Genomic DNA, 21,446 nt, shown 5'->3' on the forward strand with positions numbered 1-21,446 from the left:
AAGACTCGAAACATGTCGTCTCTCTGGCGCTTGGTCTGCCGTCTGCCTATATTGGCGGAGACGGTCTGCGCTTCCCGGCAGGAGAACATTTTCCCCGGGGCCTTAATGATCCCTAGGGAGCTGTCCCTGGGAAGACCCGTGGGTTTTCTCATACGGCGCCCACCTACTTTGTAGGTTCCCGGGATCGCTCTCTCCACCGGTTGTGTGGATCGTCACCTGTCGAAAAGGCAATGTCTGGCGGATCTTGTCGTCGCGCCGCTTTGTGCGGTGCTCTCACGAACGAAAGTTCGCCCCGCTCCTCCAAAACGTCGCTCGTAAAACTCCATCCAAATCTGACCTTTTCTAACGTCGGCGCATGACATCCTCAAAAGACCTGAAAAAAACTCTCCGCAACCAAGCCCTCGGCCGCCGCGACGCGCTCGATCCTTTCTGGCGGGTGGAGGCAGCACTCGAAATGGCCGAGACGGCGCGCGACCGGATCACGGTCGAGCCGGCCCAGATCGTCTCAGGCTTCTGGCCGATGCGCTCGGAAGTCGACGTCCGGCCGCTGATGTTTGCCTTGCGCGAAAAGGGGGCAAGGCTCTGCCTGCCGGCCATCCTCAACAAGACCACCATCGTTTTTCGCGAACTGGTGCGCGGCGCGCCGATGATCGACATGGGCTTCGGCACCGTCGGGCCGCATGAGGAAGCCGAGGTGCTCGATCCCCAAATGATGCTGGTGCCGCTTGCCGCCTTCGATGCGCGCGGCCACCGCATCGGTTACGGCGCCGGCTATTATGACCGGGCGATCGCGCGGCTGGCCGACAAGGGACAGCAGCCGCGGCTGATCGGCATTGCCTTCGACTGCCAGGAGGTGGCCCTGGTGCCGGACGAGCCGCATGACGTGATCATTCCGGAAATACTCACCGAGAGCGGGTTGCGCCGGTTCGCGCCGAAATTGTAGATAAGTTCCTGGACGCATGGTCTTTTCCGAAAGTCATGCAGCTTTTTGCTTCGCTGGCCTTCGGTTCGGGATCACGCTTATATGAGACTTCTCTTCCTCGGCGACATGGTCGGCAAGACAGGACGTACGGCGGTGTGGGAACAACTGCCTGGCCTGATCTCGGATTTCAAGCTCGACTTCGTCATCGTCAATGGCGAGAACGCCGCCGGCGGCTTCGGCATCACCGAGGAGATTTTTCGCGAGACGATCTCGGCCGGCGCCGATGTCGTCACCACCGGCAATCATGTCTGGGACCAGCGCGATGCGCTGATTTTCGCGCCGCGCGAAGAGCGCTTCCTGCGTCCGTCCAATTTCCCCAAGGGTACGCCGGGGCGCGGCTCAGGCGTCTACATCGCCAGGAACGGCGCGCGCGTGCTGGTCGCCAACATCATGGGCCGGGTGTTCATGCATCCCGAGCTCGACGATCCGTTCCAGGCCGGCGAGCGCGAACTTGCCGCTTGTCCACTTGGTGAGCAGGCCGATGCAATCGTCATTGATTTCCATGCCGAGGCGACCTCGGAAAAAATGTGTTTCGCCCACTTCGTCGACGGCCGTGCCAGCCTTGTTGTCGGCACCCACACGCATCAGCCGACCGGCGATCACCAGATCCTCAATGGCGGCACCGGTTATATTTCCGATGCCGGCATGTGCGGCGATTACGATTCCTCGCTCGGCATGGACAAGGAGGAGCCGCTCAACCGGTTCTTGTCCAAGGTGCCGAAAGGCCGCTTCGAGGCGTCGACCGGACCGGCGACATTGTGCGGCGTCGGCGTCGACATTTCCGACCGTAGCGGCCTGACCGAACGGATCGCGCCGTTTCGCCGCGGCCCGCGGCTGGAGGAAACGGCTCCATCCTTCTGGTCGTGACATTGATATGGACGCTTGCAATACCCAATTGCCGGCGAAACTGCTCTAGATCGTAGAGGGGACGACCTCCATGCAGCTAGTCGAATTCCTGGCGCCGCATTTCGCCTTTGTCTCCGACCCGACGGCATGGGTCGCGCTGCTGACGCTGGTCGTGCTGGAGGTCGTGCTCGGCATCGACAATCTGATCTTCATCTCGATCCTGACCAACAAATTGCCGGTAGCGCAGCGGGCCCGCGCCCGGCGGCTCGGCATATCCGCCGCGCTGGTGATGCGGCTGATCCTGCTGGCCACCATCTCGATCATCGTCCAGCTGACGACGCCGATATTCACCGCCTTCGGCCACGGCTTTTCATGGCGCGACCTGATCCTGATCGCCGGCGGACTGTTTCTCGTCTGGAAGGCGACCAAGGAGATCCACCACACGGTCGATCTCGATGATCACCAGGACACCATGATGGGCGAGACGCTGCAGCTTTCGCTGGCCGGCGCGATTTTCCAGATATTGCTGCTCGACCTCGTTTTCTCGATCGACTCGATCATCACCGCCGTCGGCATGACCGACGAAATCGCGATCATGTACATCGCGGTGATCGTGGCGGTGAGCGTGATGATGCTGGCGGCCGGGCCGCTGGCCGATTTCATCGCCAGGAACCCCAGCATCGTCATGCTGGCGCTCGGCTTCCTGCTGATGATCGGCATGACGCTGATCGCCGATGGCATGGGTTACCACGTGCCGAAAGGCTACATCTACGCCGCCATGGGTTTTTCGGCCTTGGTCGAAGGGCTCAACATGCTGGCGCGGCGCCGGAAGAAGGCAAAGGGCGGCGGGCACTGACTTGACTCTTACAGAATTGTGCGTACAATTTTGTAAATCACGGTGCCGCCATATTGCGATTTGAATGGGATCCCGAGAAGGCCAAGCGCAACCGTGCCAAGCATGGTGTTGCGTTCGATCTCGCCAAAGAGGTCTTCAAGGATCCGCTTCATCTGATTGTGCCTGACCGGTTTGAAGATGACGAGCAAAGTTGGCATGCGATCGGGATGATCCAAGGGCTGGTGGTACTGCTCGTTGTTCGCACTTATCCCGATCTCGAAGATGAAGAACGAATTCGGATTGTCGGTGCCCGGAAAGCAACGCCGCATGAAAGGAGGCGCTATGAGCAGGAAGGAACTTAGCCAAGATCAGCGCAACCAGCTCGCCAATTTGCCAGATTTGCCTGACAGCGAAATTGACACGTCCGACATTCCGGAAACTTCGGCCGAGAATTGGGTTCATGCTCGCCGAGGGCACCTCTACCGGCCACTAAAGCAGCCGGTGACCATTCGGCTTGACGCTGATGTGCTGTCCTGGTTCAAGGAGCATGTCGAAGGCGGTGGCTATCAAACGGAGATCAACCGCGTGCTCCGCCGTCATGTGCTAGAGCAGGAAAAGCGGCGTTCCTGAGCATTCGCGGTCTGTTGCCAGCCGATCTTGGCTCGCCGTTACTTAATTTGCTGGAACGTCCTTCGGGTGGCGGTCGCCGATCAGGCCGAGCATCACGCCTTGCTCCAGCCACGCCTTGGCGCCGGCGAGCACCAGCGCAAAACCGCCGGTCGAGCCGATCGCCTGCTTGACCTGCTCGTCAGGGCTGCCGGCAAAGCCGAAATTGCGGACCTCGACAAAGGTCGTGGCGCCCGGCATCTCGGTAAATGTCAACACCACCGTGGTCGGCGGATCGCTCCATTGCATGACGATCTTCTTGTTATCGACGATCTCACTGACATTGACCGCCGTCGAGGCGCCATACATGCGCCATTCCCAACTGATTTCCTTGCCGCTGTCCAACCTGTCGCTGCCATGGGTGAACCAGAACATCGTCGTGATCGCCGGATCGACGAAGGCTTCGAATACGTCGGCGACCGGCCGCCTTATCAGCATGCCGGCTTCGGCGGTCGGTGTTTCGCGGATTTCCATTTCATCCTCCTTTCCACGGCGCCGCCCTGTTCACCAGGCATCGGGTTCGCGCACCAGGTGAATGATGTTGGTCGGGTTGGTGATCCAGCCGCCGCGAAAGCCTTCACCCAGTGCCTCGATGGCATCGCAGCGCACGACACCGGCCTCGGCGAGATGCTCCGCAGCGGCCGGAAAATCATCGGTGAACAGTTCCAGCCAGATCTCGGCCTGGCTCATCATCGGCGCCTCGTCGATCCACAGCCGATTGGGACCGAGTTCGAAGCCGACGGCCGGCGGCTTGGCCGTGAATGGCTTCAGGCCGATGACGTCGCGATAGAAGGCGACCGTTGCCTGGTATTGATGCGGCGGGACCTTCATCGCGATGTTGATGCCGCCGGTGATCTTCGCGGTCATTCTTACTCCATTTGCTCTCAGATGTTGTTCTCGTTGGCCGGCTCGCCCTTCATCTCGCTGCGGTAATAGCCGTCGCGCAGATTGATGCCGTATTCGACATAGGCCTTCATGCAGGCCAGCATCTGCGACCAGCCCTCGCAATTGAGGTAGGATTTCTTCAGGCCGAGCGCGTCCTCGTGCCAGCCGGTTTCGGCGATGGTGACGAAGGTGCCGCCATCGTCGAGCGGCTCGAAATTCATCTCGATGCGGGTCTTGTAGGCTGGCTTGCCGTCGGCGTCGGTGGCATCCCAGCGCAGCACGATGCGGCTGTCTTTCTTCACCTCGTCGACCTCGACGGGAACCTTGCCCCACCAGATGACGGTGGCGCCCGCCACCAGCAGTGCGCTGGCGCCGCCGATCGTGGTGAAGTAGCCGCTAAGTTTCTTCGGATTGACGACCGCATCGAAGACTTCGGCGACGGGTTTGCCGATGCGGCCAGAAACCCTGAATCCAAGAGACATATCCACAGCTCCTTCCTTGAATGGCTCAATGATATGTTATAGAAATATAACATGTCAAGCCAATCGCGGGACGACAATGTTTTCAAGGCGCTGGCGCATCCGCGCCGGCGTGCGTTGCTCGACCGGCTGAAGGATGCGCCGCAGACCACCGGCATGTTGTGCGATGCCTTCCCCGACATGGACCGTTGCACGGTCATGCTGCACCTGAAGGTGCTGGAGGAGGCCGACCTGGTCGTGGCGCGGCGCGAGGGGCGCGAACGCTGGAACCATCTCAACGCGCTGCCGATCAAGCACATCCACGACCGCTGGATCAGTCAATATGCCACGCACGCGATAGGCATCCTCGACCGGCTGAAATCCGATCTTGAGGGATGAAAGGTTTGCCGAAGCCTGCCGATTTTCGGATCTTGAAAGCCTTGCGTGCCGGCAGCAATGGCGCGGCTGGACGAATTGAGCCGATTTATCTATAAGCCGGCCATTCCGACAGCGAGCGCCGTCCGTCCGTCAGGGACGCAGCAGGACGTTCTGAAATTTTGAATTCGAGCATTTTTGCAAGATGCCGGGTGGTTCACCAGGCGGCAGATGCTCTAGCCGAGAAGATGACAGGGGTGCCATGGCTGGCCATTCACAGTTCAAGAACATCATGCACCGCAAGGGCCGCCAGGATGCGGTGCGGTCGAAAATGTTTTCCAAGCTGGCGCGCGAAATCACCGTCGCCGCCAAGAGCGGCACGCCCGATCCATCGATGAACCCGCGCCTGCGCCTTGCGGTGCAGAACGCCAAGGCGGTGTCGATGCCGAAGGACAATATCCAGCGCGCCATCAACAAGGCGTCGATGGGCGATGCCGAGACCTACGAAGCCGTGCGCTACGAGGGTTACGGGCCAGGCGGCGTCGCGCTGATCGTCGAGGCGCTGACCGACAACCGCAACCGCTCGGCGTCGAATGTGCGCGCTGCCTTCACCAAGGCGGGCGGGGCGATGGGCGAGACCGGCTCGGTATCGTTCATGTGGGACCGCGTCGGCGAGATCTACTATCCGGCATCGGCCGGCAGCGCCGAGAAGGTGATGGACGCGGCGATCGAGGCCGGCGCCGACGATGTCCAGTCGGACGAGGAAGGCCACACGATCTATTGCGCCTTCGAGAATCTCGGCGAAGTGTCGAAGGCACTGGAAGGCGTGCTTGGCGAGGCTGAATCGGTGAAGCCGATCTGGAAGCCGCAGACCAATATCGCGGTCGACGAGGAGCGGGCACAATCACTGATGAAGCTGGTCGCGACGCTCGAGGACGACGACGACGTGCAGAGCGTCTACGCCAATTTCGAGGTCGACGAGGAGACCTTGGCAAAGCTCAGCGCGGCGTAAGTTCAGAACGCCGCGCACCGATTACGAACCTTTCTTCTAGAGCTGTCAGTTACTGATGGGGGACGGATGACTGACACTGATGAGGCTCGTTTTGCTGACGCGATGTCCTGGCCTCGCCAGGGTGGCATATGGCTCCGGCTGTTCGCTTCGATCATCGACTATCTTATCGTCCTGATACCTCTTTACGCACTGGTAGCGGGTTTGTTTCTGCTGACTGACGGCGGAGTCAAAGGCAGCTTTTGGTTGAACTGGAGAATATGTCAGGCGGCTTCGTTAAACGGAGCAAGTGATCCATCACTTGCCCGTTACGATTGGCAGGTATGCAGAACGTCGCTGTTCGGTTTGACGGTCGCCGAATGGGCCCTGGGAACGGCTTCGGTCTCACAGTCTGAAGGAAATCCTTCCATCTCATTTGATTTGGATTCGCAGGGCAATTTCCGACCGGCAGCGTTGGATTTGGGTTTCCTCGAGCTGATCGTTCTCGCGTCTTATCTCCTTGTCATGGAGTTGACCTCCGGCCAGCCAATCGGCAAGCGCTTCGCGGCGCTCATAGTGCATGACCAGGATGACAAAAACAGAATCGGACTACCCGTACGAAAGGCTGTTCGGCGGCAGGGAATGAAATTTCTCGGCGCTTTGCCTATAATGCTCACAGGAGGGTGGTATGCTTTTCAGGCTTGGGGCAGCGCTCCTGGGTCGCGCAGGACTTCTCCCAGCTGGAGATTGTCGGTGCATACGCCGCGTTGGTCTTGGTTATGGTCTGGCCGATCTGGATTGCAATATCCATAGCCCTTGGCAACGACCCGATACACGATCGATTTGCCGTAACCACAGTCCGCGCAGATGAGACCGAGACATGAGCGAACAGGCGCCCACCGTCCGCATCACCTATTGCATCCAGTGCCAGTGGCTGCTCAGGGCCGGCTGGATGGCGCAGGAGCTGCTGTCCACCTTCGGCACCGATCTGGGCGAAGTGACGCTGGTGCCCGGCACCGGCGGCATCTTCACCATTTCCTGCAATGACACGCTGGTCTGGGACCGCAAGCGTGACGGCGGTTTTCCCGACGCCGCAAAGCTCAAGCAACTGGTTCGCGACGTCATCGATCCGGATCGCGATCTGGGCCATGCCGACCGCAAGGGCCATAAGTCAAAAGACCCTGCCTGACGGCCTTTTAGGACTTCCGTCCTGCATTCACCGCCATGCGAAGATGAAGCAGCCCAGCGCCACGATGGCGGTGATGGTGCGGACATGGTTCCACATCACCCAGTCCCTGAGATAGGTGGCCCATACCGCGGCGCCGTTGGCGCTTGCCGGATCGACCGCGGCCAGGGCGTTGTTAAGCGGCACGTTGAACATCATCGTCACGATCGGGTTGCCGACGAGGTAGATCAGGGCGCCGGCGAGGAGCCAGAATGCACCCGGTTGGCTCCAGCCGATAAGAGCGCCGGCGGCAAGGACAAGACAGACCAGCCCGGTGCCGAAAAGCGCGGTCATGAATGCCGGCGTAATCACGGTGATGTTGATCGAATTCATGGCGGCGATGCCGCCTCCGGCAGGCAAGCGGGCGAGCGCCGGCATGATAAAGTTGGAGAAGGCGAAGAAAACGCCGCCGGCAACGCCTGAGCCAATGGCAGCGACGAAGGTGAGGGTGGGAAGCAGTTTCATGATCATGTCAGTTCCTCCGGTTTCGGGGTTCGAGCAATTTGATTGGCACGCCCACCAAATGTGAATAATCCTCATGTTTGCAAAACGTGATAAACCCTCGTATTTTGCGAGTCAAGGCAATTTGTTGATTGTTCGTCTGGAGACAGTGATGGGAGGCTCTGCCGTATCGGATTCACAGAACGGCCAGATCGCATCGCCGCGCCGGGCGCCGAGCCAGCAGCGCAGCCGCGAGCGGGTCGAGCGCATGCTGGCCGCCGCCTCGGCGTTGATCGCCGAGCAAGGCAGCGACGCCATGCGCATGGGCGAGGTGGCCGAGAGGGCCGGCGTGTCGATTGGCTCGCTCTACCAGTTCTTCCCCGACAAGAGGGCGATCATCTGGGCGCTGGCCGAACGCTACACCGCCGAAAGCCAGGCCTGCATTGCGGCAGCGCTAGCCGAGGTCAATGACGCCGAAGGCCTGCGCCGGGCATTTTCGGAACTGGTGGATATCTACTACGGAATGTTCCTGGCGGAGCCGGTGATGCGCGACATCTGGTCGGGCACGCAGGCCGACAAGGCGCTCCGCGAACTCGAGCTTGCCGACAGCCGGGCCAACGCCGAATTCCTTACAGCCGTGCTGAAACGGCTGCGGCCGTCCGCCGATCCGGAAGCGCTCGAAACGACGGCGTTTCTCATCTGGCAGATGGGCGAGGCCGCAATGCGGCTGGCGATCTCGGTCGGGCGGCAAGAAGGCGACCGGCTGGTTGCTGCCTACAAGCGGATGGCCCTGCGCGAGTTGCTCGGCGAGTAGGGCCGTATTTTCCCAACAAAAAACCCGCCACGAAGGCGGGTTTCTCGATCTGCGAAACGCCAATGCGGCTTAGAGGCCGAAGCCTTCGAAACGCTTCTTGAACTTCGACAGGCGGCCACCGCGGTCGAGCAGGGTCTGCTGGCCGCCGGTCCAGGCCGGATGGGTGGTCGGGTCGATATCGAGATTCATCGTATCGCCTTCCTTGCCCCAGGTCGAACGGGTCATGTATTCGGTGCCGTCGGTCATGACGACCTTGATGGTGTGGTAGTCGGGATGGATATCGGTCTTCATGGGTCTGTTCCTGGCTTGCCGGGTGCTGCCGACGGGCTGAAGCCTGCGTCGATGCGCCCCTTTTTAAAACTCGAAGCCGCAGCTATTGAGGAGCCACGGCTTCTAAAACGGTCGGCGAGCCTATACATCAGCCGGAATTGAATCACAAGGCCGTGGCAAGCGCATATTGATGGCGCAAACCTCAAAGGGCCAAAGGAAACGGTCATGGCGAACATCAGCGGCGATGCAGACGAGCGCAGGCGCTCGCTGAAGCCGCTGCAGCGCCTGTTTCCCTACATCACCCATTACCGCAAAATGGTCATCGGCGCGATCGTCTCACTGGCCGTCGCGGCGGCGACGACGCTGGCGCTGCCGCTGGCCGTGCGGCGGATGATAGATCACGGCTTTTCCGCTTCCGATTCCAGCTTCATTGCCGAATATTTCGCCATGCTGGTGGTGATGGCCGCCGTGCTGGCGGCGGCATCGGCCAGCCGCTACTATTTCGTCATCACGCTCGGCGAGCGCGTCGTTGCCGATATCCGCCGCGATGTCTTTGCCCACGTCACCACGCTGTCGCCCTCGTTCTTCGATACAGCCCAGTCGGGCGAGATCGTCTCGCGGCTCGCCGCCGACACGACACAGGTCAAATCGGCCGTCGGTGCTACCGCCTCGGTGGCTTTGCGCAACGTCATCCTCGGCCTTGGCGCCGTGGCGATGATGGTCTTCACCAGCCCAAAACTGTCCGGCCTGGTCATCGCGGCCATTCCGCTAATCGTGCTGCCGCTGGTCGCCTTCGGCCGCTCGGTGCGGCGCAAGTCACGACTGGCGCAGGATACGCTTGCCAATGCCACCGCCTATGCCAGCGAGCAGATCGGCGCGGTGCGCACCCTGCAGGCCTTCACCAACGAGAAGCTTGTAACCAGATATTTTTCGTCCGCCGTGGAAGCAGCGTTCGAAGCGGCGCGGGCCTCGATCTTTGCCCGCTCCTTTCTCACCTTCTTCGCCATCTTCATGATCTTTTCGTCAGTCGTGGCGGTGCTGTGGTTCGGTTCGCGCGACGTGCTCGACGGCACCCTGTCGCCGGGCACGCTCGGTCAATTCCTGCTCTATTCGGTGTTCGCCGCCGGCGCGCTCGGCGCCCTGTCGGAGGTCTGGGGCGAACTTTCCCAGGCAGCGGGCGCTGCCGAACGGCTGACCGAGATCCTGGCCGAGAAACCCGCGATCCAGGCGCCCGCCGATCCGAAGCCGCTGCCGGCAAAGGCGAGAGGTGCGATCAGCTTCGACGATGTCTCCTTCTCCTATCCGGCCCGGCCCGACCGCGCCGCCGTCCATGGCCTGAGCTTTCAGGTCAAACCCGGCGAGACGGTCGCGATCGTCGGACCCTCGGGCGCCGGCAAGAGCACCGTGTTTTCGCTGCTTCTGCGCTTCTACGATCCGGAGTCCGGCGGGATCATCATCGACGGGGTCGATCTGCGCGAGGCCGATCCGGCGGCGATCCGCGCGCGCATCGCCATCGTGCCGCAGGACGTCACCATCTTTGCCGCAAGCGCGCGCGACAATATCGGCTTTGGCCGGCCTGGCGCCAGCCAGGCCGAGATCGAGGCGGCGGCGAAGGACGCGCTTGCCGACGAGTTCATCCTGAAACTCGAAAAGGGCTATGACAGCCAGGTCGGCGAGCGCGGCGTGACGCTGTCGGGCGGCCAGCGCCAGCGCGTGGCGATCGCCCGCGCCATTTTGCGCGATGCGCCCATCCTGCTGCTCGACGAGGCGACCTCGGCGCTAGATGCCGAAAGCGAGACGCTGGTGCAGACGGCGCTGGACCGGCTGATGAAGGGCCGCACCACGATCGTCATCGCCCATCGGCTGGCAACCGTGCTGAAGGCCGATCGCATCCTGGTCATGGATGGCGGCCGCATCGTCGAGGAAGGCACGCATCAGAGCCTGGTCGCCAAGGGCGGCATCTATGCGCGGCTGGCCAAGCTGCAGTTCGACACCGGGGCGAGTGCTTTCAGGGGCGCGGCCGAGTAGCATCGCTCCATCCCGATGAAATCGGGATAAGGCTCCATCTTCTTGTTTGACCATGATCTTTTCCGAAAACCGGCATCCACTTTTCGGGATCATGGTGCCCCGCGGCGGCCGAGATTCTTCAGCTACCGAAAGCTCGGCGTTTGCCGCGTCGATAGGCGATGAACAGGGGAACGCCGACAAGCAACGACAACAAAAGCATGCTGGCGACGGTCTGTCGCTGCTCCTTTGCCGGATCGCTGAGCTGCACATCGGCAGGCGGCTCTTCATAGGTAAAATCGTACTGCCAGCGAACCTGGTCTGCGAGGTCATCGACGGTTTTCAGATAATCGGCAATCGCCTTGGCCGGTACTTCAGTCGCCAGCGTCTGAAAGTTCCATTCAACTTGAAATTCGGTGGGCGTGTTGGACCAGGATGCCTTGAGAGACAGATAGGGCGTCACGACGTTTTTCATCGACTCGCCGGAAAACCTCGCCTTGAGGTTGCGCACGGTCACCTTGTGGCGGCGGTAGAACTGGGGGCCGAGGGAGACGGGCCCGGTTCGGTCGACGATTGTCGGGGTTGGAAGAGAGTTGTTGCCGAGATCGGCCGCGCGGATCGGGAAATTCTTTGCCAGATCGTTGGCCGTCAGCGCTTCCGCCGGCAAGCGATAACTTTCCTTCACGCTCACTATGTTGCCGTCGCGGCGATCCACGATTTCCGGCTTGGCGATGGTTTGGATGCCCGGATATTGCTTGTTGTAGTATTTCAGGTAGGCGTCCGACACCTCGCTCAGCGACCGGCTGGCGAAATTGCCGCGCATCCAATCGGCATCGGCGTCCTCATATGTCGAGAAGACCGTCAGCACGAGGGGATCGCCCGGTTTCCGCGGAAAGTCGAATTCCTCGGCGATCTGGATCGATGGGCTGGTAAGCACAGGGCTCGGCATCTTCTCCAACCCGCCGGTGCTGGAAAGCGGCAGCGCGAAGCCGTAGTCGGGCTGTGCGAGATTGTGAGCCCTGCCGCCCTGAAGATAGTTCGTGGCGTCCAGCCAATATGTCTTTGCTCCGATCCTTGCCTTGACGATGGCATGGTCGAAATCGCGGAGCGCCGGCAGATGCTGGTCCAGGGCCCGTCCCTCGTCGAGATCGGCCAAGGCGACCTCGGCAGCAATGCCAAGCCGCACAAGCGATGAAACCAGCAGCAGGGCCTTGTCCTTGCAGTCACCAAACCCGCTCAGGATGACCGTCGCGGGATCACGCGGAACGTAGGAACCGGCACCCATCGACAGGCTTACATAGCGGATCTGGTCCTGCACCAACCGCATTGCCTCGACCATGCGGTCTTCGGGCACCGGATGCCGCAGAGCGATGTCGTCGAGCTTTGCGGCAAAAGCCGGGGGAAAAACGGTCGCTGGCTTGTAATAGGGCGCAACGGCATCGACCACACCTTGCCAATTCGCGGTAGACGCGACATCGATGGAGCCCCAGCCTGGATAGGTCACGGGCAGGTTGTCTTCGACATTGACCGGTTTCGGGTTTGGAACTTCCCATAGATAGGTGGTGTCCGGCCCAGTCGGGGAGATTGAGGGCTTGAGTCGGGTTCCCCGTGTCTTGATCTGGAGCGGCTGGTCCGAAGGCCAAATGATGCTTGTGCGGATAAGCGCTACCGGCTCTTCCCATTCGGTGGAGAAATTCTTGAAGAAAAGGTCCTTGCCGACCAGCGGCGTTATCTCATAGGTCGACCCGTAGTCGACGATGTCGCCGGTGCGCACATCATCGATGTTGACATGTGCAGTCAGCCAGCCGTCGAAGACACCCTTCTCGGCGTCTCTTTCCCTGCGGAAGATGTCGAATTCGACGCCTTCCAGCCGGTCCAGAACGGCACCATCGCGGATGATGTGAAGATGGTTGAGCGTGACCTTGTGCCGGGACGGATCGAACTGCAGATCGATACTCGCGCCACGATCTAGGCCGGGACGGTCGACGATCTTATAGACGGTGCGCGAGTACTCGACATAGCCGCCGGCGCGATGCTTGATCTGGTCGTCCGAGAGCAGCCATGAAACGCCATTCTTGATTTGATCCGATCGGGTGGGATCGGCAGCCGGAATATCAAGCTGCTTTACCCAGCTTTCTGCCGGACCCTTGAGAACCATGTCGTCGGCCATGGCCGGAGAACTCAGGCCGATCAATAAGATGAAAAATACCAAGCGGGGCCAGAAAGACTTCATCCTATGAAAACTGTAACAGACAGACATCTACGCTCGCCCAACTTGGAAGAACTCCTTTTTCAGAGGCTTTCCCACCAAAGTAAAGGCCAGTTTCGCGGATTTCTGCAGTCACCGCGGCAAGAACCTGGAATAGACGAAGCGGCTCAGTTCCCGTACCGCTTCTTCAGGTGATCGGTGAAATGCACGGCATTGAGCTTTTCGCCGGTAGCGCGTTCGAGCAGTTCTGGCGTCGACCAGCGCGAGCCTTGCGACCAGATCCTTTTGCGGCGCCAGTCGTTGATCGCGGCGAAATCTCCCTTGGCGAGGTCTTCGTCGGCTGAAGGATGATCCCTGGTCAGCGCCGCCCATTGCTGCGCCGCCATCATGGCGCCCAGCGTGTAGGAGGGGAAATAGCCGAAGGCGGCACCCGGCCAGTGGACGTCCTGCATCGGACCATCAGCCGGATTGTCTGATGTCGACAGGCCGAGATAATCGCGCATCTTGGCATCCCAGGCTTCGGGCAGGTCGGCTGCTTCCAGCCGTCCCGAGACAAGCTCCTGCTCCAGCTCGTAACGCAGGATGACGTGCAGCGGATAGGTGACCTCGTCGGCATCGACGCGGATCAGGCCGCGCTCGACCCGGTGCACATGCGGCAGGATGTCGTCGATCCTCCAGCGCTCGCCGAGGTGTCTTTCGACCACCGGCAGCGCCCAGCGCCAGAATTCTGGATTGCGGCCGATCTGCTTTTCGACGAACAGGCTCTGGCTTTCATGCACCGCCATGCCGCGCGCTCTGCCGAGCGGCCAGTGCGCCCACGCCTTCGGCAGATTCTGCTCGTACAGCGCATGGCCGGTCTCGTGCAGCACGCCCATCAGCGCCGACAGGAAATCCGAGGTCTTGTAGCGGGTGGTGATGCGCACGTCGCTCGGCACGCCGCCGCAGAACGGATGGTGCGAAACCGACAGCGAGCCGTGGGTGAGGTCGAAGCCGACTGCCGCCATCATGGCGAGGCCGAGCTCGCGCTGTTTGTCCAAGGGGTAGCTGCCGGAAAGCGGCTTCAGCGGATGTTTCGCCAGCCGCTCTTCCTGCACGGCCAGTGCCTCCGGCACGAAGCCTTTCAGGAAGGTCTTCAACTCGACAAACACAGGCGTGATGTCGGCGGCGCGATTGCCCGGATCATATTGCTCCATCAGCGCGTCGTAAGGCTCGAGCCCGAGCACCTCGGCGCGAAGGGCCGCCTCCTCGCGGACCAGCGCCACGACGCCTTCCAGCGCCGGCAGGAAGCCGGCCCAGTCGTTCTTGGCGCGCAGGTCGCGCCAGAGCTGCTCGGAGCGCATGCGCGCGGTCGTCTGGCGCTCGACGAACTCGACCGGCAGGCAGGTCAGGTTGGTGTATTGCCGGCGGAATTCCCTGACCGCGGCCTGCTGCTCTTCGTTCAGCGCTTCCTGCTCGGCCGCCGCGATCCAGTCGGCAATCTCCGGCGCAGTCGCCCGGGCATGGTGCATGCCGGCAAGCGCCGACATTGCCTCTGCGCGCTTCTCGCCGCCGCCGACCGCCATATGGGTCGCCTCGTCGGCGCCGAGGATGGCGAGGGCGTGTTCCAGCGCTTCGAGCTTGTGGCCGAGGTCGTCGAGTTTCTGAAAGGACATTGTGGGTTCCGCTGATTTGACGGCGGGAAAAGATACCAATGCAAAACTGTTGGCAACCCCTGAAGACCGTCCGCGACCGATGCATCGACTGCCGGCCGCAACGGTCGAAAGGCACCTCGCGGAAGCGGTGGCGTGCGTGATCAATGTCGTCCGGCGGCGGCAGACCGCGATGGGGGAGACGAAACGTGATCGCCAATGTGCTGGTCGGGCTGGTGGCCGTGATCCACCTCTGCATCGCCTATCTGGAGATGGTGCTGTGGGACACGCCGCGCGGCCACATGGTGTTCAGGCTGACGCCGGAATTCGCCAGGGCCTCGAAAGTGCTTGCTGACAATCAAGGGCTTTACAACGGCTTTCTCGCAGCCGGGCTGATCTGGGGCTTTACCTCGGCGAAGCCGGTTTCCCGTTCAAAGTCTTCTTCCTGCTCTGCGTCGCCGTCGCCGGCCTTTACGGCGCGGCAACGGCGGGCCGCAAAATCCTGTTCATCGAGACAGTGCCGGCAGTACTGGCGCTGATTGCGCTGGCGTTGGGCTAGCGCATGATCCCCGAACCGAAAGCTGGAAAAGGATCATGCGCAAAATCCATTGCCACAGCGCCGGGCGCTGCGACCGATTTCAGCCGCCTGGATAAGTTGGGCCATAGCCGTTGGGATAGTATCCGCCATCGGCGCCGTTGCCGATGAGGAAGGCACTGCCGGTGTCAGCGCGCAGCTTTTGGCTGACATCGTCGAGCTGCGCCAGCAACTGCTGATATTGCGTGCTCGGCATCGTTCCACGGCGAGCGGCCCTCTGGGCGGCCCGATCGAGTTGAGCGACCTGCGTGCGCAAGTCGCGCGCCTCGCCCGGCTCGAGCTTGTTCGCCCGGATGGCGCCCTGGATACCGGTCTCCACACTCTGGATCTGATTGATCAAGGCCGTCTCACGCGGGCCGGCGTAAGCGCCAGCAAACGGAACGGCGAGGAGAAGTGTGGCGAGCGTAGCAGTCCTGAGATTCCTGGGAGCGAAGAAGCGCATGGTTGCGTCTCCGTTACTGGGGAAGGCGGTGGTTGGGAGGGTTCTGCCTTCCGGCCGCGGGCCGTCAGGTTCCGTCGCGTCGCGATGAGCGGTTCCACCGCCGGCGGTTCTCGGCCCATGACCAAGGCTAAAAGGCCACGGCGGCATAGTGTAATTAAAAAAAGGTAATTTTTTCAGCTCTTGCCGCTGCCGCACCAGTGCCCTAAATGCCGCCGACTTGAGCCGGCTCGACCTGGCGCATGATACAAGCCAAAGGCTTGCAGATCACCGCTCGGTCAGCTTCAACTCGATACGGCGGTTCTTGTTGCGCGCCTCTTCGGTATCGGCGGGGTCGAGCGGCTGGAATTCGCCGAAGCCGGCCGCGACCAGCCGGTTGGCCGGCACACCGTTCTCGATCAGGAACTTGACCACCGATGTCGAGCGCGCCGTCGACAATTCCCAATTGTCGCGGTAGCGGCCGGTGCCGGAGAGCGGCTTGTTGTCGGTGTGGCCATCGACGCGCAGCACCCAGTTGATCTCCGGCGGGATTTCCTTTTGCAATTCGATGATGGCATCGGCCAGCTTCTTCATCTCGAGCTTGCCGGCATCGTTGATCACCTCGGAGCCGGTCGGGAAAAGCACTTCCGACTGGAAGACGAAGCGGTCGCCGACGATGCGGATGTTCTCGCGGTCGGCAAGAATTTCACGCAAGCGGCCGAAGAAATCGGAGCGGTAGCGGTTTAGCTCCTGCACGCGTTGCGCCAGTGCGACATTGAGGCGGCGGCCGAGATCGGCGATCTTGGTGTTGGATTCGCGGTCGCGCGTTTCGGACACGTCGAGCGCTTGTTCGAGCGCTGCGATCTGCCTGCGCAGCGCCGAAATCTGCTGGTTGAGGATCTCGACCTGGCTCAGCGCCTGCTGGCTGATCTGGCGCTGGCTGTCGAGCTCGCCGGAAAGTGCCGTCGCGCGCTGGTTGGCGGCATCGCCGGCACCGGCGCCTTGCGCCAGCAATTGCTCGAGCCGGCTCTTTTCCGCCTCCGATGCAGACAGCGATGCCTGCAAATTGGCAAGGGTGTCCTCCTTGTCCTGCGTCGTCGAGCGCTCCAGCGCCAGAAGCTGGGTCAACTCGTTGATCTGCGAATTGAGGCGGTTGAGCACCGTGTCCTTGCCGGAGATCTCGCGGCCGAGCAGGAACTGCGCCAGCACGAAAACAGTCAGCAGGAACATGATCGCCAACAGCAGCGTCGACAGCGCATCGACGAACCCCGGCCAGTAATCGATGCGGCGGTCGGAGCGCCGGCCTCGTGCCAACGCCACGTCAATGCACTCCAGGCTTCTTCAAGGCGTCGGCGATCTTCTCCAGGGTGTTGCGCATCGCCTTCTGCTCGTCCGACTGGGCCTCGACCCAGTCGCGCATGATCTGCTGTTCCGAGCGCATGTTCTTGACCAGGCCGGAAATGCCGTCGGCGAGATTGGCCATGGCGGTGGCGACGCGCGGATTGGAGCCGCCGCCATTCTCCTGCAGAGTGCGCAGCTTTTCCGACAACAGCCGGATTTCCTCGGAGGGTTCGGTCTTGGCCGTGTCGGCAACGACGATGTCGGAGGACAGGTCGGTGACCGAGGACAGCCAGTTTTCGAGTTCGGTATAGAAGCGCGTCTGGGCGCGGCCGGCCTGCAGGTCGAGGAAGCCGAGCACCAGCGAGCCGGAGAGGCCGAACAGAGAGGACGAGAAGGCGGTGCCCATGCCGGCCAACGGAGCGGAAAGCCCCTGCTTCAGGGATTCGAGCACGGCCGCGGCATCGCCGGTGCCGGGATCGAGCGACTCGATGGTTTCGCGGATCGAGCCGATCGTGTTGAGCAGGCCCCAGAAGGTGCCGAGCAGGCCGAGGAACACCAGCAGTCCGACAAGATAGCGCGACGTGTCGCGGCTTTCGTCGAGCCGGGTGGCGATCGAATCCAGCATGGTGCGCATCGAACTGGTCGAGAAGGCAATCGTCGAGGAGCGGCCGATCATCGCCTTCATCGGCGCCAGCAGCACCGGTTCGGTGGTTTCGGAGCCGGCGCGGAACGAGTTGACCCAGCGCACCTCGCGGAACAGCCGGCCGACCTGGACGAAGGCCAGCAGGATGCCGACCGCCAGCACGCCGATGATCAGGCCGTTGAGGCCGGGATTGGTGACGAAGGCGGTCGAGATCTGGCGGGTCAGGATGGCGGCTATGAAGGCCACGATGAACAGGAAGATCACCATGGTCAGCAGAAACACCTGCGGGCTCGACAATTTGTGCGGGTCGTAGATCAGAACGTCGGAGCGCCTGCCCATGCCGAAGGATCTGAGAAGAGTCATCCGTGCCCCGTTTCCGATGCCGTCGCCGCCGATCAATTTGTGTTTGCGACTCTAAACGGAATTGTGACGAAATTGAATGGCGCTTGGCAATATTGCCACTGTCCGCGACCGGAGGTCAAAGCCGGTTGATGACCAGGCAGTCGACCATGGCGGCCAGATGCAGGCCGGCGCCGATGACGACAAAGCCATGCCACAGCGCATTGTGGAAACGCAGGCCCTTCCAGGCGAAGAAGATCACGCCACAGGAGTAGACGATGCCGCCGGCAACGATGAGCGCGATCGATGTCGCCGGCAGCGTCCGCACGAGCGGCTCCACCAGAACGATGCCGCTCCAGCCGATGGCAAGGTAGAAGACGATCGCCAGCCGGTCGAAACGGCCGGGAAGAAAGACCTTGATGGCGATGCCGACCGCCGCGGCGGTCCAGACCAGGACGATCATGGAAACGGCCAGCGGCGAGCCGCCGAGCTGCGCCAGGAAAGGCGTGTAGGTGGCAGCGATCAGCAGATAGATCGCGGCATGGTCGAAGCGCCGCAATATCCATTTTGCCGGCGACGACACCGGCCAGACATTGTAGGCCAGCGAAACCGACAGCACGGTGAGCAGCGAGACTACATAGAAGGCGGCGGCGACGTATTCGCCGGGGCCGGTTCGATAGGCGGCCAGTGCCAGCAGCGTCGAGCCGGCAGCGATCGCCAGCACGATGCCCACGGCGTGGACAATGCCGTCGGCGATGATCTCGGCGCGCGAGTAATGCCAGCGCCCCATGAAGGGAATGTCGAGCTGGGAGAGTTCGCGCTGGGGTTGGGGCCGGCTGTTCGTCATCGATGGTCCTGCGCCACCTTATCTGGGCGGCCGCGGGACAGTATTTCAAGCTTTGGTTGCGGTTTTGCGACTGCGGCGGTTCAGCGCGGTGTGCCTCTATCAGCCGGCTGAGAGTGGCCTTTTGATAGTCTTCAACAGCGCGCGCTGGATGAGTTCGTTGCCGGCGACGAGTGAACCGGCGTTCAGCACATCCTGTCCCCCGGCGAAATCGGAGACGAACCCGCCCGCCTCGCGGATCAGCAAAATGCCGGCGGCGACATCCCAGGCCGACAGGCCGGTTTCCCAGAACCCGTCCATGCGGCCAGCGGCGACGTAGGCGAGATCGAGCGAGGCGGAGCCGAGACGGCGGACGCCAGAGACCTCGGCCATGACATTGCGCAACTCGATGAGGAAATTGCCGTGCTGGCCACGCCCGAGATGCGGCATGCCGCAGCCGATCACCGCATCGACCAGCTTGGTGCGGCCGGCGACGCGCAGCCGGCGGTCGTTCATGAAAGCGCCGCCGCCGCGCTCGGCGGTATAGAGCTCATCCATCGCCGGATTGTAGACAACGCCGGCGACGATCTGGCCCTGGCGCTCCAGCGCGATCGAAACGGCAAAGAGCGGAATGCCGTGCAGGAAATTGGTGGTGCCGTCGAGCGGGTCGACGATCCAGCGGTGCTGGCCGTCGTCGCCCTCGATCACGCCGCGTTCCTCCATCAGGAAGGCGTAGCCGGGCCGCGCCTTGGAGAGTTCGGCAAAGACGATGTCTTCGGCCTTGCGGTCGGCCTGGCTGACATAGTCGCCCGGCCCCTTCATCGAGACCTGCAGGTTCTGCACTTCGCCGAAGTCACGCGACAGCGAGCGGCCGGCCTTCATTGCGGCCTGGACCATGACATTGAGGATCGCGGAACGCGCCATTGCTGTTCTTCCTGTCGCTGCGCCTATCTGCCTTGACGCATGATCTTATCCAAAGAGTCTGCAACTCTTTGGGATCACGCCTCAGTCGGCGCGGCGCACGTAAGTGATTTCGTTGGTATCGACGATGATGCGCTCGCCCGAGCCGATGAACGGCGGCACCAGCACGCGGATGCCGTTTTCGAGTATCGCCGGCTTGTAGGACGAGGCTGCCGTCTGGCCCCTCACCACCGGGTCGGCCTCGGTGATGGTCAGCGTCACCTGGTCGGGCAGCGAAATACCGATCGGCCTTTCGTCATAGAGCTGGACCGTCACCATCATGCCGTCCTGCAGGAAGGCGGCGCGATCGCCGACGAACTCCTTTTGCAATTCGAGCTGCTCGTAGCTTTCGGTGTCCATGAACACCAGCGCGTCGCCCTGCTCGTAGAGGAAAGAAAAATCCTTCAGATCGAGCCGGATCTGCTCGACCGTCTCGGCCGAACGGAAGCGCTCGTTGAGCTTGGTGCCGTTGATCAGGTTCTTGAGTTCGACCTGGTTGTAGGCGCCGCCCTTGCCGGGCTTGACGGTGTTGGTCCTGACCGCCACCCAAAGGCCGCCATCGTGCTCGATGACGTTGCCGGGACGGATTTCGTTGCCATTGATCTTGGCCATGGTGAGGTGATCCGGAAATGAGATGATCGCCGCAAAGGGCAATTTGGCGCCTCCAAGACCACAAATCGCCAGCAGAGGCAAGGAGCGCCTTCCGATGAAGCGGGAACGAAGCTGGCCCGGCAGCGCGGCGTGGCGGCCTCAGTCCGTCCTGACAGTCGCGGTGACGGCCTCGGTCACTGCGTCGGCGACCTCTCTCAAAAGATGCAGGTGCGGCGAACGCAGGACGACAATTCGCAGCGACAGCTCGAGGCCGGGAGCGTCGACCAGGGCAATGCCCTGCGGCAGCTTTTCCCGCAGCAGCCGCCTGGGCAGCAGGCCAAGGCCTTGGCCTCGACGAACCCAGTCGATCTGCAGCGCGCTGTCCTGAATCTCGGCGCCAACCATCAACCTGTGGCCGTCCTCGGCCAGGGCAGCCGCCAGCCGCCGGCGCGCGTCGCAGGGTTCAGGGCTGAGGACCCAGGGCGTGGTCTTGACGTCGGCTTGCCGGCTGGTGTTTTCGGCAGCGATGATGCCGAGGGGCTCGGTTCCGACAACGCCGTCTCCAGTTTTGGAATTGCTGCCGTCCAGGATGAAGGCGAGGTCGAGCTGTCCGCGCTTGTGCTGGTCGGCCAGCTCAAGACTCCAGCCGCTCTTCAGACGCAGCGAAACCTTCGGAAACCGCGCCACGGCATCAGCAATGGCGGCGGCCACGGCTTTGTCGCAAAGTCCATGCGCGAGGCCGAGCCGCAGCAGGCCCTCCGGCTCGTTGCCCTTGGCGAATGATCTCAGCGCGTCGACGGCGGCGAGAATGTCCTTGCCGCGTGCCAGCACCTCTACGCCGGCCGGGGTCAGTCGCGACGGCTTTAGCCGGCGGTCGAGCAATTCCGTGCCGAGCATCTCCTCCAGCCGCTGGATCTGGCGGGTGACGGCCGGCTGCGTCAACGGCAGGCGTCGAGCCACCTTCTGAATCGAACCCTCCTCGGCAAAGAGGGCCAGTGTTTTCAGTTCTTCAAGCACGACACACCCGAACATGTCATAGAAGCATAATTATGCTGAACATTATGAATTTGAAATCCGGTGGATGGCAAGCGATTTTCCTCTGGCAGGACC

Annotated in this window: 25 protein-coding genes, 1 other RNA gene and 1 pseudogene; 13 read left to right on the top strand and 14 right to left on the bottom strand. The window is 61.9% G+C overall.

The features are described 5' to 3' along the window. Positions 1-59: 59 nt before the first annotated feature. The 6 genes from ssrS to NKJ15_RS08750 all read left to right on the top strand — a co-directional run bounded on the left by ssrS (position 60) and on the right by NKJ15_RS08750 (position 3,293). Positions 60-215, top strand: a non-coding RNA gene (gene ssrS / locus NKJ15_RS08725) — 6S RNA. Between the two features lie 140 nt (positions 216-355). Then, complete coding sequence (locus tag NKJ15_RS08730) at positions 356-943, top strand: 5-formyltetrahydrofolate cyclo-ligase (RefSeq protein ID WP_352814865.1); 588 nt, start codon at positions 356-358, stop codon at positions 941-943. 81 nt (positions 944-1,024) lie between these two features. Continuing rightward, a complete protein-coding gene (locus NKJ15_RS08735; protein WP_023678036.1) occupies positions 1,025-1,849 on the top strand; it encodes a TIGR00282 family metallophosphoesterase in 825 nt (274 codons plus the stop codon). Between the two features lie 70 nt (positions 1,850-1,919). Beyond that, a complete protein-coding gene (locus NKJ15_RS08740; protein WP_352814867.1) occupies positions 1,920-2,684 on the top strand; it encodes a TerC family protein in 765 nt (254 codons plus the stop codon). Positions 2,685-2,737: 53 nt separating this feature from the next. Then, positions 2,738-3,025, top strand: coding sequence for a BrnT family toxin (locus NKJ15_RS08745; RefSeq protein ID WP_352814869.1), 288 nt, complete (start codon positions 2,738-2,740; stop codon positions 3,023-3,025). Next, complete coding sequence (locus NKJ15_RS08750) at positions 3,006-3,293, top strand: BrnA antitoxin family protein (RefSeq protein ID WP_352613340.1); 288 nt, start codon at positions 3,006-3,008, stop codon at positions 3,291-3,293. The genes NKJ15_RS08745 and NKJ15_RS08750 overlap by 20 nt, the downstream gene beginning before the upstream one ends. Before the next feature lie 42 nt (positions 3,294-3,335). Here NKJ15_RS08750 and NKJ15_RS08755 read toward each other — a convergent pair whose 3' ends face one another. The 3 genes from NKJ15_RS08755 to NKJ15_RS08765 are packed head-to-tail and all read right to left on the bottom strand — an operon-like array spanning position 3,336 to position 4,696. After that, positions 3,336-3,803, bottom strand: a complete 468-nt coding sequence (locus tag NKJ15_RS08755; protein WP_352814871.1) for an SRPBCC family protein — start codon at positions 3,801-3,803, stop codon at positions 3,336-3,338. 30 nt (positions 3,804-3,833) lie between these two features. Further along, complete coding sequence (locus NKJ15_RS08760) at positions 3,834-4,196, bottom strand: VOC family protein (protein WP_352613344.1); 363 nt, start codon at positions 4,194-4,196, stop codon at positions 3,834-3,836. A 17-nt stretch (positions 4,197-4,213) separates the two neighbouring features. Next, positions 4,214-4,696, bottom strand: a complete 483-nt coding sequence (locus tag NKJ15_RS08765; RefSeq protein WP_352814874.1) for an SRPBCC domain-containing protein — start codon at positions 4,694-4,696, stop codon at positions 4,214-4,216. A gap of 51 nt (positions 4,697-4,747) precedes the next feature. Here NKJ15_RS08765 and NKJ15_RS08770 point away from each other — a divergent pair, with 51 nt between their 5' ends. The 4 genes from NKJ15_RS08770 to NKJ15_RS08785 all read left to right on the top strand — a co-directional run bounded on the left by NKJ15_RS08770 (position 4,748) and on the right by NKJ15_RS08785 (position 7,224). Then, positions 4,748-5,071 (top strand): ArsR/SmtB family transcription factor, encoded by a 324-nt coding sequence (locus NKJ15_RS08770; protein ID WP_352471223.1) that lies wholly within the window; start codon positions 4,748-4,750, stop codon positions 5,069-5,071. Between the two features lie 238 nt (positions 5,072-5,309). Beyond that, a complete protein-coding gene (locus NKJ15_RS08775) occupies positions 5,310-6,059 on the top strand; it encodes a YebC/PmpR family DNA-binding transcriptional regulator (protein WP_352814876.1) in 750 nt (249 codons plus the stop codon). Between the two features lie 66 nt (positions 6,060-6,125). Next, the gene (locus tag NKJ15_RS08780; protein WP_352814878.1) at positions 6,126-6,848 is read left to right on the top strand and encodes an RDD family protein; all 723 of its coding nucleotides are present in this window, start codon (positions 6,126-6,128) and stop codon (positions 6,846-6,848) included. Positions 6,849-6,915: 67 nt separating this feature from the next. After that, a complete protein-coding gene (locus NKJ15_RS08785) occupies positions 6,916-7,224 on the top strand; it encodes an Rdx family protein (protein ID WP_352471220.1) in 309 nt (102 codons plus the stop codon). 27 nt (positions 7,225-7,251) lie between these two features. On the opposite strand, the gene NKJ15_RS08790 is transcribed toward NKJ15_RS08785, so the two are convergent. Continuing rightward, positions 7,252-7,731: an anthrone oxygenase family protein gene (locus NKJ15_RS08790; RefSeq protein ID WP_352814881.1), complete on the bottom strand. Its 480-nt coding sequence runs from the start codon at positions 7,729-7,731 to the stop codon at positions 7,252-7,254. Positions 7,732-7,873: 142 nt separating this feature from the next. On the opposite strand from NKJ15_RS08790, the gene NKJ15_RS08795 reads away from it, so the two are divergent. Beyond that, positions 7,874-8,515: a TetR/AcrR family transcriptional regulator gene (locus NKJ15_RS08795; protein WP_352540318.1), complete on the top strand. Its 642-nt coding sequence runs from the start codon at positions 7,874-7,876 to the stop codon at positions 8,513-8,515. Positions 8,516-8,584: 69 nt separating this feature from the next. Here NKJ15_RS08795 and rpmE read toward each other — a convergent pair whose 3' ends face one another. Further along, complete coding sequence (rpmE, locus tag NKJ15_RS08800; protein ID WP_006327661.1) at positions 8,585-8,806, bottom strand: 50S ribosomal protein L31; 222 nt, start codon at positions 8,804-8,806, stop codon at positions 8,585-8,587. A gap of 204 nt (positions 8,807-9,010) precedes the next feature. Between rpmE and NKJ15_RS08805 the strand changes: the two genes are divergently transcribed. Then, on the top strand, positions 9,011-10,813 hold the full coding sequence (locus tag NKJ15_RS08805; RefSeq protein ID WP_352814883.1) for an ABC transporter transmembrane domain-containing protein: 1,803 nt from the start codon (positions 9,011-9,013) through the stop codon (positions 10,811-10,813). 118 nt (positions 10,814-10,931) lie between these two features. On the opposite strand, the gene NKJ15_RS08810 is transcribed toward NKJ15_RS08805, so the two are convergent. Continuing rightward, complete coding sequence (locus tag NKJ15_RS08810; protein ID WP_352814885.1) at positions 10,932-12,959, bottom strand: DUF3857 domain-containing protein; 2,028 nt, start codon at positions 12,957-12,959, stop codon at positions 10,932-10,934. Between the two features lie 206 nt (positions 12,960-13,165). Continuing rightward, entirely contained in the window at positions 13,166-14,650 is a 1,485-nt protein-coding gene (locus NKJ15_RS08815) for a carboxypeptidase M32 (protein ID WP_352814887.1), read from the bottom strand. A gap of 185 nt (positions 14,651-14,835) precedes the next feature. On the opposite strand from NKJ15_RS08815, the pseudogene NKJ15_RS08820 reads away from it, so the two are divergent. Next, a pseudogene (locus tag NKJ15_RS08820) lies at positions 14,836-15,185 on the top strand (DUF1304 domain-containing protein). A gap of 79 nt (positions 15,186-15,264) precedes the next feature. Here NKJ15_RS08820 and NKJ15_RS08825 read toward each other — a convergent pair. From NKJ15_RS08825 to NKJ15_RS08855, 7 genes are all read right to left on the bottom strand, one after another. Then, positions 15,265-15,663 carry a hypothetical protein gene (locus NKJ15_RS08825; protein ID WP_352814889.1) on the bottom strand — a complete coding sequence of 133 codons (399 nt, stop codon included), beginning with the start codon at positions 15,661-15,663 and terminating at the stop codon, positions 15,265-15,267. A gap of 264 nt (positions 15,664-15,927) precedes the next feature. After that, complete coding sequence (locus NKJ15_RS08830) at positions 15,928-16,959, bottom strand: peptidoglycan -binding protein (RefSeq protein ID WP_352683348.1); 1,032 nt, start codon at positions 16,957-16,959, stop codon at positions 15,928-15,930. Position 16,960: 1 nt separating this feature from the next. Beyond that, positions 16,961-17,986, bottom strand: a complete 1,026-nt coding sequence (locus NKJ15_RS08835; protein WP_352471212.1) for a MotA/TolQ/ExbB proton channel family protein — start codon at positions 17,984-17,986, stop codon at positions 16,961-16,963. 115 nt (positions 17,987-18,101) lie between these two features. Continuing rightward, positions 18,102-18,809: a PAQR family membrane homeostasis protein TrhA gene (gene trhA, locus NKJ15_RS08840; protein ID WP_352814891.1), complete on the bottom strand. Its 708-nt coding sequence runs from the start codon at positions 18,807-18,809 to the stop codon at positions 18,102-18,104. A 99-nt stretch (positions 18,810-18,908) separates the two neighbouring features. Beyond that, positions 18,909-19,709, bottom strand: coding sequence for an inositol monophosphatase family protein (locus NKJ15_RS08845; protein WP_023678017.1), 801 nt, complete (start codon positions 19,707-19,709; stop codon positions 18,909-18,911). Between the two features lie 81 nt (positions 19,710-19,790). Further along, a complete protein-coding gene (gene efp, locus NKJ15_RS08850) occupies positions 19,791-20,357 on the bottom strand; it encodes an elongation factor P (RefSeq protein ID WP_023678016.1) in 567 nt (188 codons plus the stop codon). 138 nt (positions 20,358-20,495) lie between these two features. Further along, positions 20,496-21,353, bottom strand: coding sequence for a LysR family transcriptional regulator (locus NKJ15_RS08855; protein ID WP_352814893.1), 858 nt, complete (start codon positions 21,351-21,353; stop codon positions 20,496-20,498). Between the last annotated feature and the right edge of the window lie 93 nt (positions 21,354-21,446).

Origin of the sequence: Mesorhizobium sp. M0207 (assembly GCF_040321995.1) — a bacterium.
Lineage (GTDB): Bacteria > Pseudomonadota > Alphaproteobacteria > Rhizobiales > Rhizobiaceae > Mesorhizobium.

Bases quoted from the DNA above. Each gene is read 5' to 3' on its own strand.
- NKJ15_RS08815 (WP_352814887.1), bottom strand. From the start codon at position 14,650: ATGTCCTTTCAGAAACTCGACGACCTCGGCCACAAGCTCGAAGCGCTG.
- NKJ15_RS08775 (WP_352814876.1), top strand. From the start codon at position 5,310: ATGGCTGGCCATTCACAGTTCAAGAACATCATGCACCGCAAGGGCCGC.
- NKJ15_RS08770 (WP_352471223.1), top strand. From the start codon at position 4,748: ATGTCAAGCCAATCGCGGGACGACAATGTTTTCAAGGCGCTGGCGCAT.
- NKJ15_RS08740 (WP_352814867.1), top strand. From the start codon at position 1,920: ATGCAGCTAGTCGAATTCCTGGCGCCGCATTTCGCCTTTGTCTCCGAC.
- NKJ15_RS08790 (WP_352814881.1), bottom strand. From the start codon at position 7,731: ATGATCATGAAACTGCTTCCCACCCTCACCTTCGTCGCTGCCATTGGC.
- NKJ15_RS08735 (WP_023678036.1), top strand. From the start codon at position 1,025: ATGAGACTTCTCTTCCTCGGCGACATGGTCGGCAAGACAGGACGTACG.
- NKJ15_RS08765 (WP_352814874.1), bottom strand. From the start codon at position 4,696: ATGTCTCTTGGATTCAGGGTTTCTGGCCGCATCGGCAAACCCGTCGCC.
- NKJ15_RS08795 (WP_352540318.1), top strand. From the start codon at position 7,874: ATGGGAGGCTCTGCCGTATCGGATTCACAGAACGGCCAGATCGCATCG.
- NKJ15_RS08755 (WP_352814871.1), bottom strand. From the start codon at position 3,803: ATGGAAATCCGCGAAACACCGACCGCCGAAGCCGGCATGCTGATAAGG.
- NKJ15_RS08845 (WP_023678017.1), bottom strand. From the start codon at position 19,709: ATGGCGCGTTCCGCGATCCTCAATGTCATGGTCCAGGCCGCAATGAAG.
- NKJ15_RS08810 (WP_352814885.1), bottom strand. From the start codon at position 12,959: ATGGCCGACGACATGGTTCTCAAGGGTCCGGCAGAAAGCTGGGTAAAG.
- NKJ15_RS08730 (WP_352814865.1), top strand. From the start codon at position 356: ATGACATCCTCAAAAGACCTGAAAAAAACTCTCCGCAACCAAGCCCTC.
- NKJ15_RS08835 (WP_352471212.1), bottom strand. From the start codon at position 17,986: ATGACTCTTCTCAGATCCTTCGGCATGGGCAGGCGCTCCGACGTTCTG.
- NKJ15_RS08785 (WP_352471220.1), top strand. From the start codon at position 6,916: ATGAGCGAACAGGCGCCCACCGTCCGCATCACCTATTGCATCCAGTGC.
- NKJ15_RS08825 (WP_352814889.1), bottom strand. From the start codon at position 15,663: ATGCGCTTCTTCGCTCCCAGGAATCTCAGGACTGCTACGCTCGCCACA.
- trhA (WP_352814891.1), bottom strand. From the start codon at position 18,809: ATGACGAACAGCCGGCCCCAACCCCAGCGCGAACTCTCCCAGCTCGAC.
- NKJ15_RS08780 (WP_352814878.1), top strand. From the start codon at position 6,126: ATGACTGACACTGATGAGGCTCGTTTTGCTGACGCGATGTCCTGGCCT.
- NKJ15_RS08750 (WP_352613340.1), top strand. From the start codon at position 3,006: ATGAGCAGGAAGGAACTTAGCCAAGATCAGCGCAACCAGCTCGCCAAT.
- NKJ15_RS08760 (WP_352613344.1), bottom strand. From the start codon at position 4,196: ATGACCGCGAAGATCACCGGCGGCATCAACATCGCGATGAAGGTCCCG.
- rpmE (WP_006327661.1), bottom strand. From the start codon at position 8,806: ATGAAGACCGATATCCATCCCGACTACCACACCATCAAGGTCGTCATG.
- NKJ15_RS08805 (WP_352814883.1), top strand. From the start codon at position 9,011: ATGGCGAACATCAGCGGCGATGCAGACGAGCGCAGGCGCTCGCTGAAG.
- efp (WP_023678016.1), bottom strand. From the start codon at position 20,357: ATGGCCAAGATCAATGGCAACGAAATCCGTCCCGGCAACGTCATCGAG.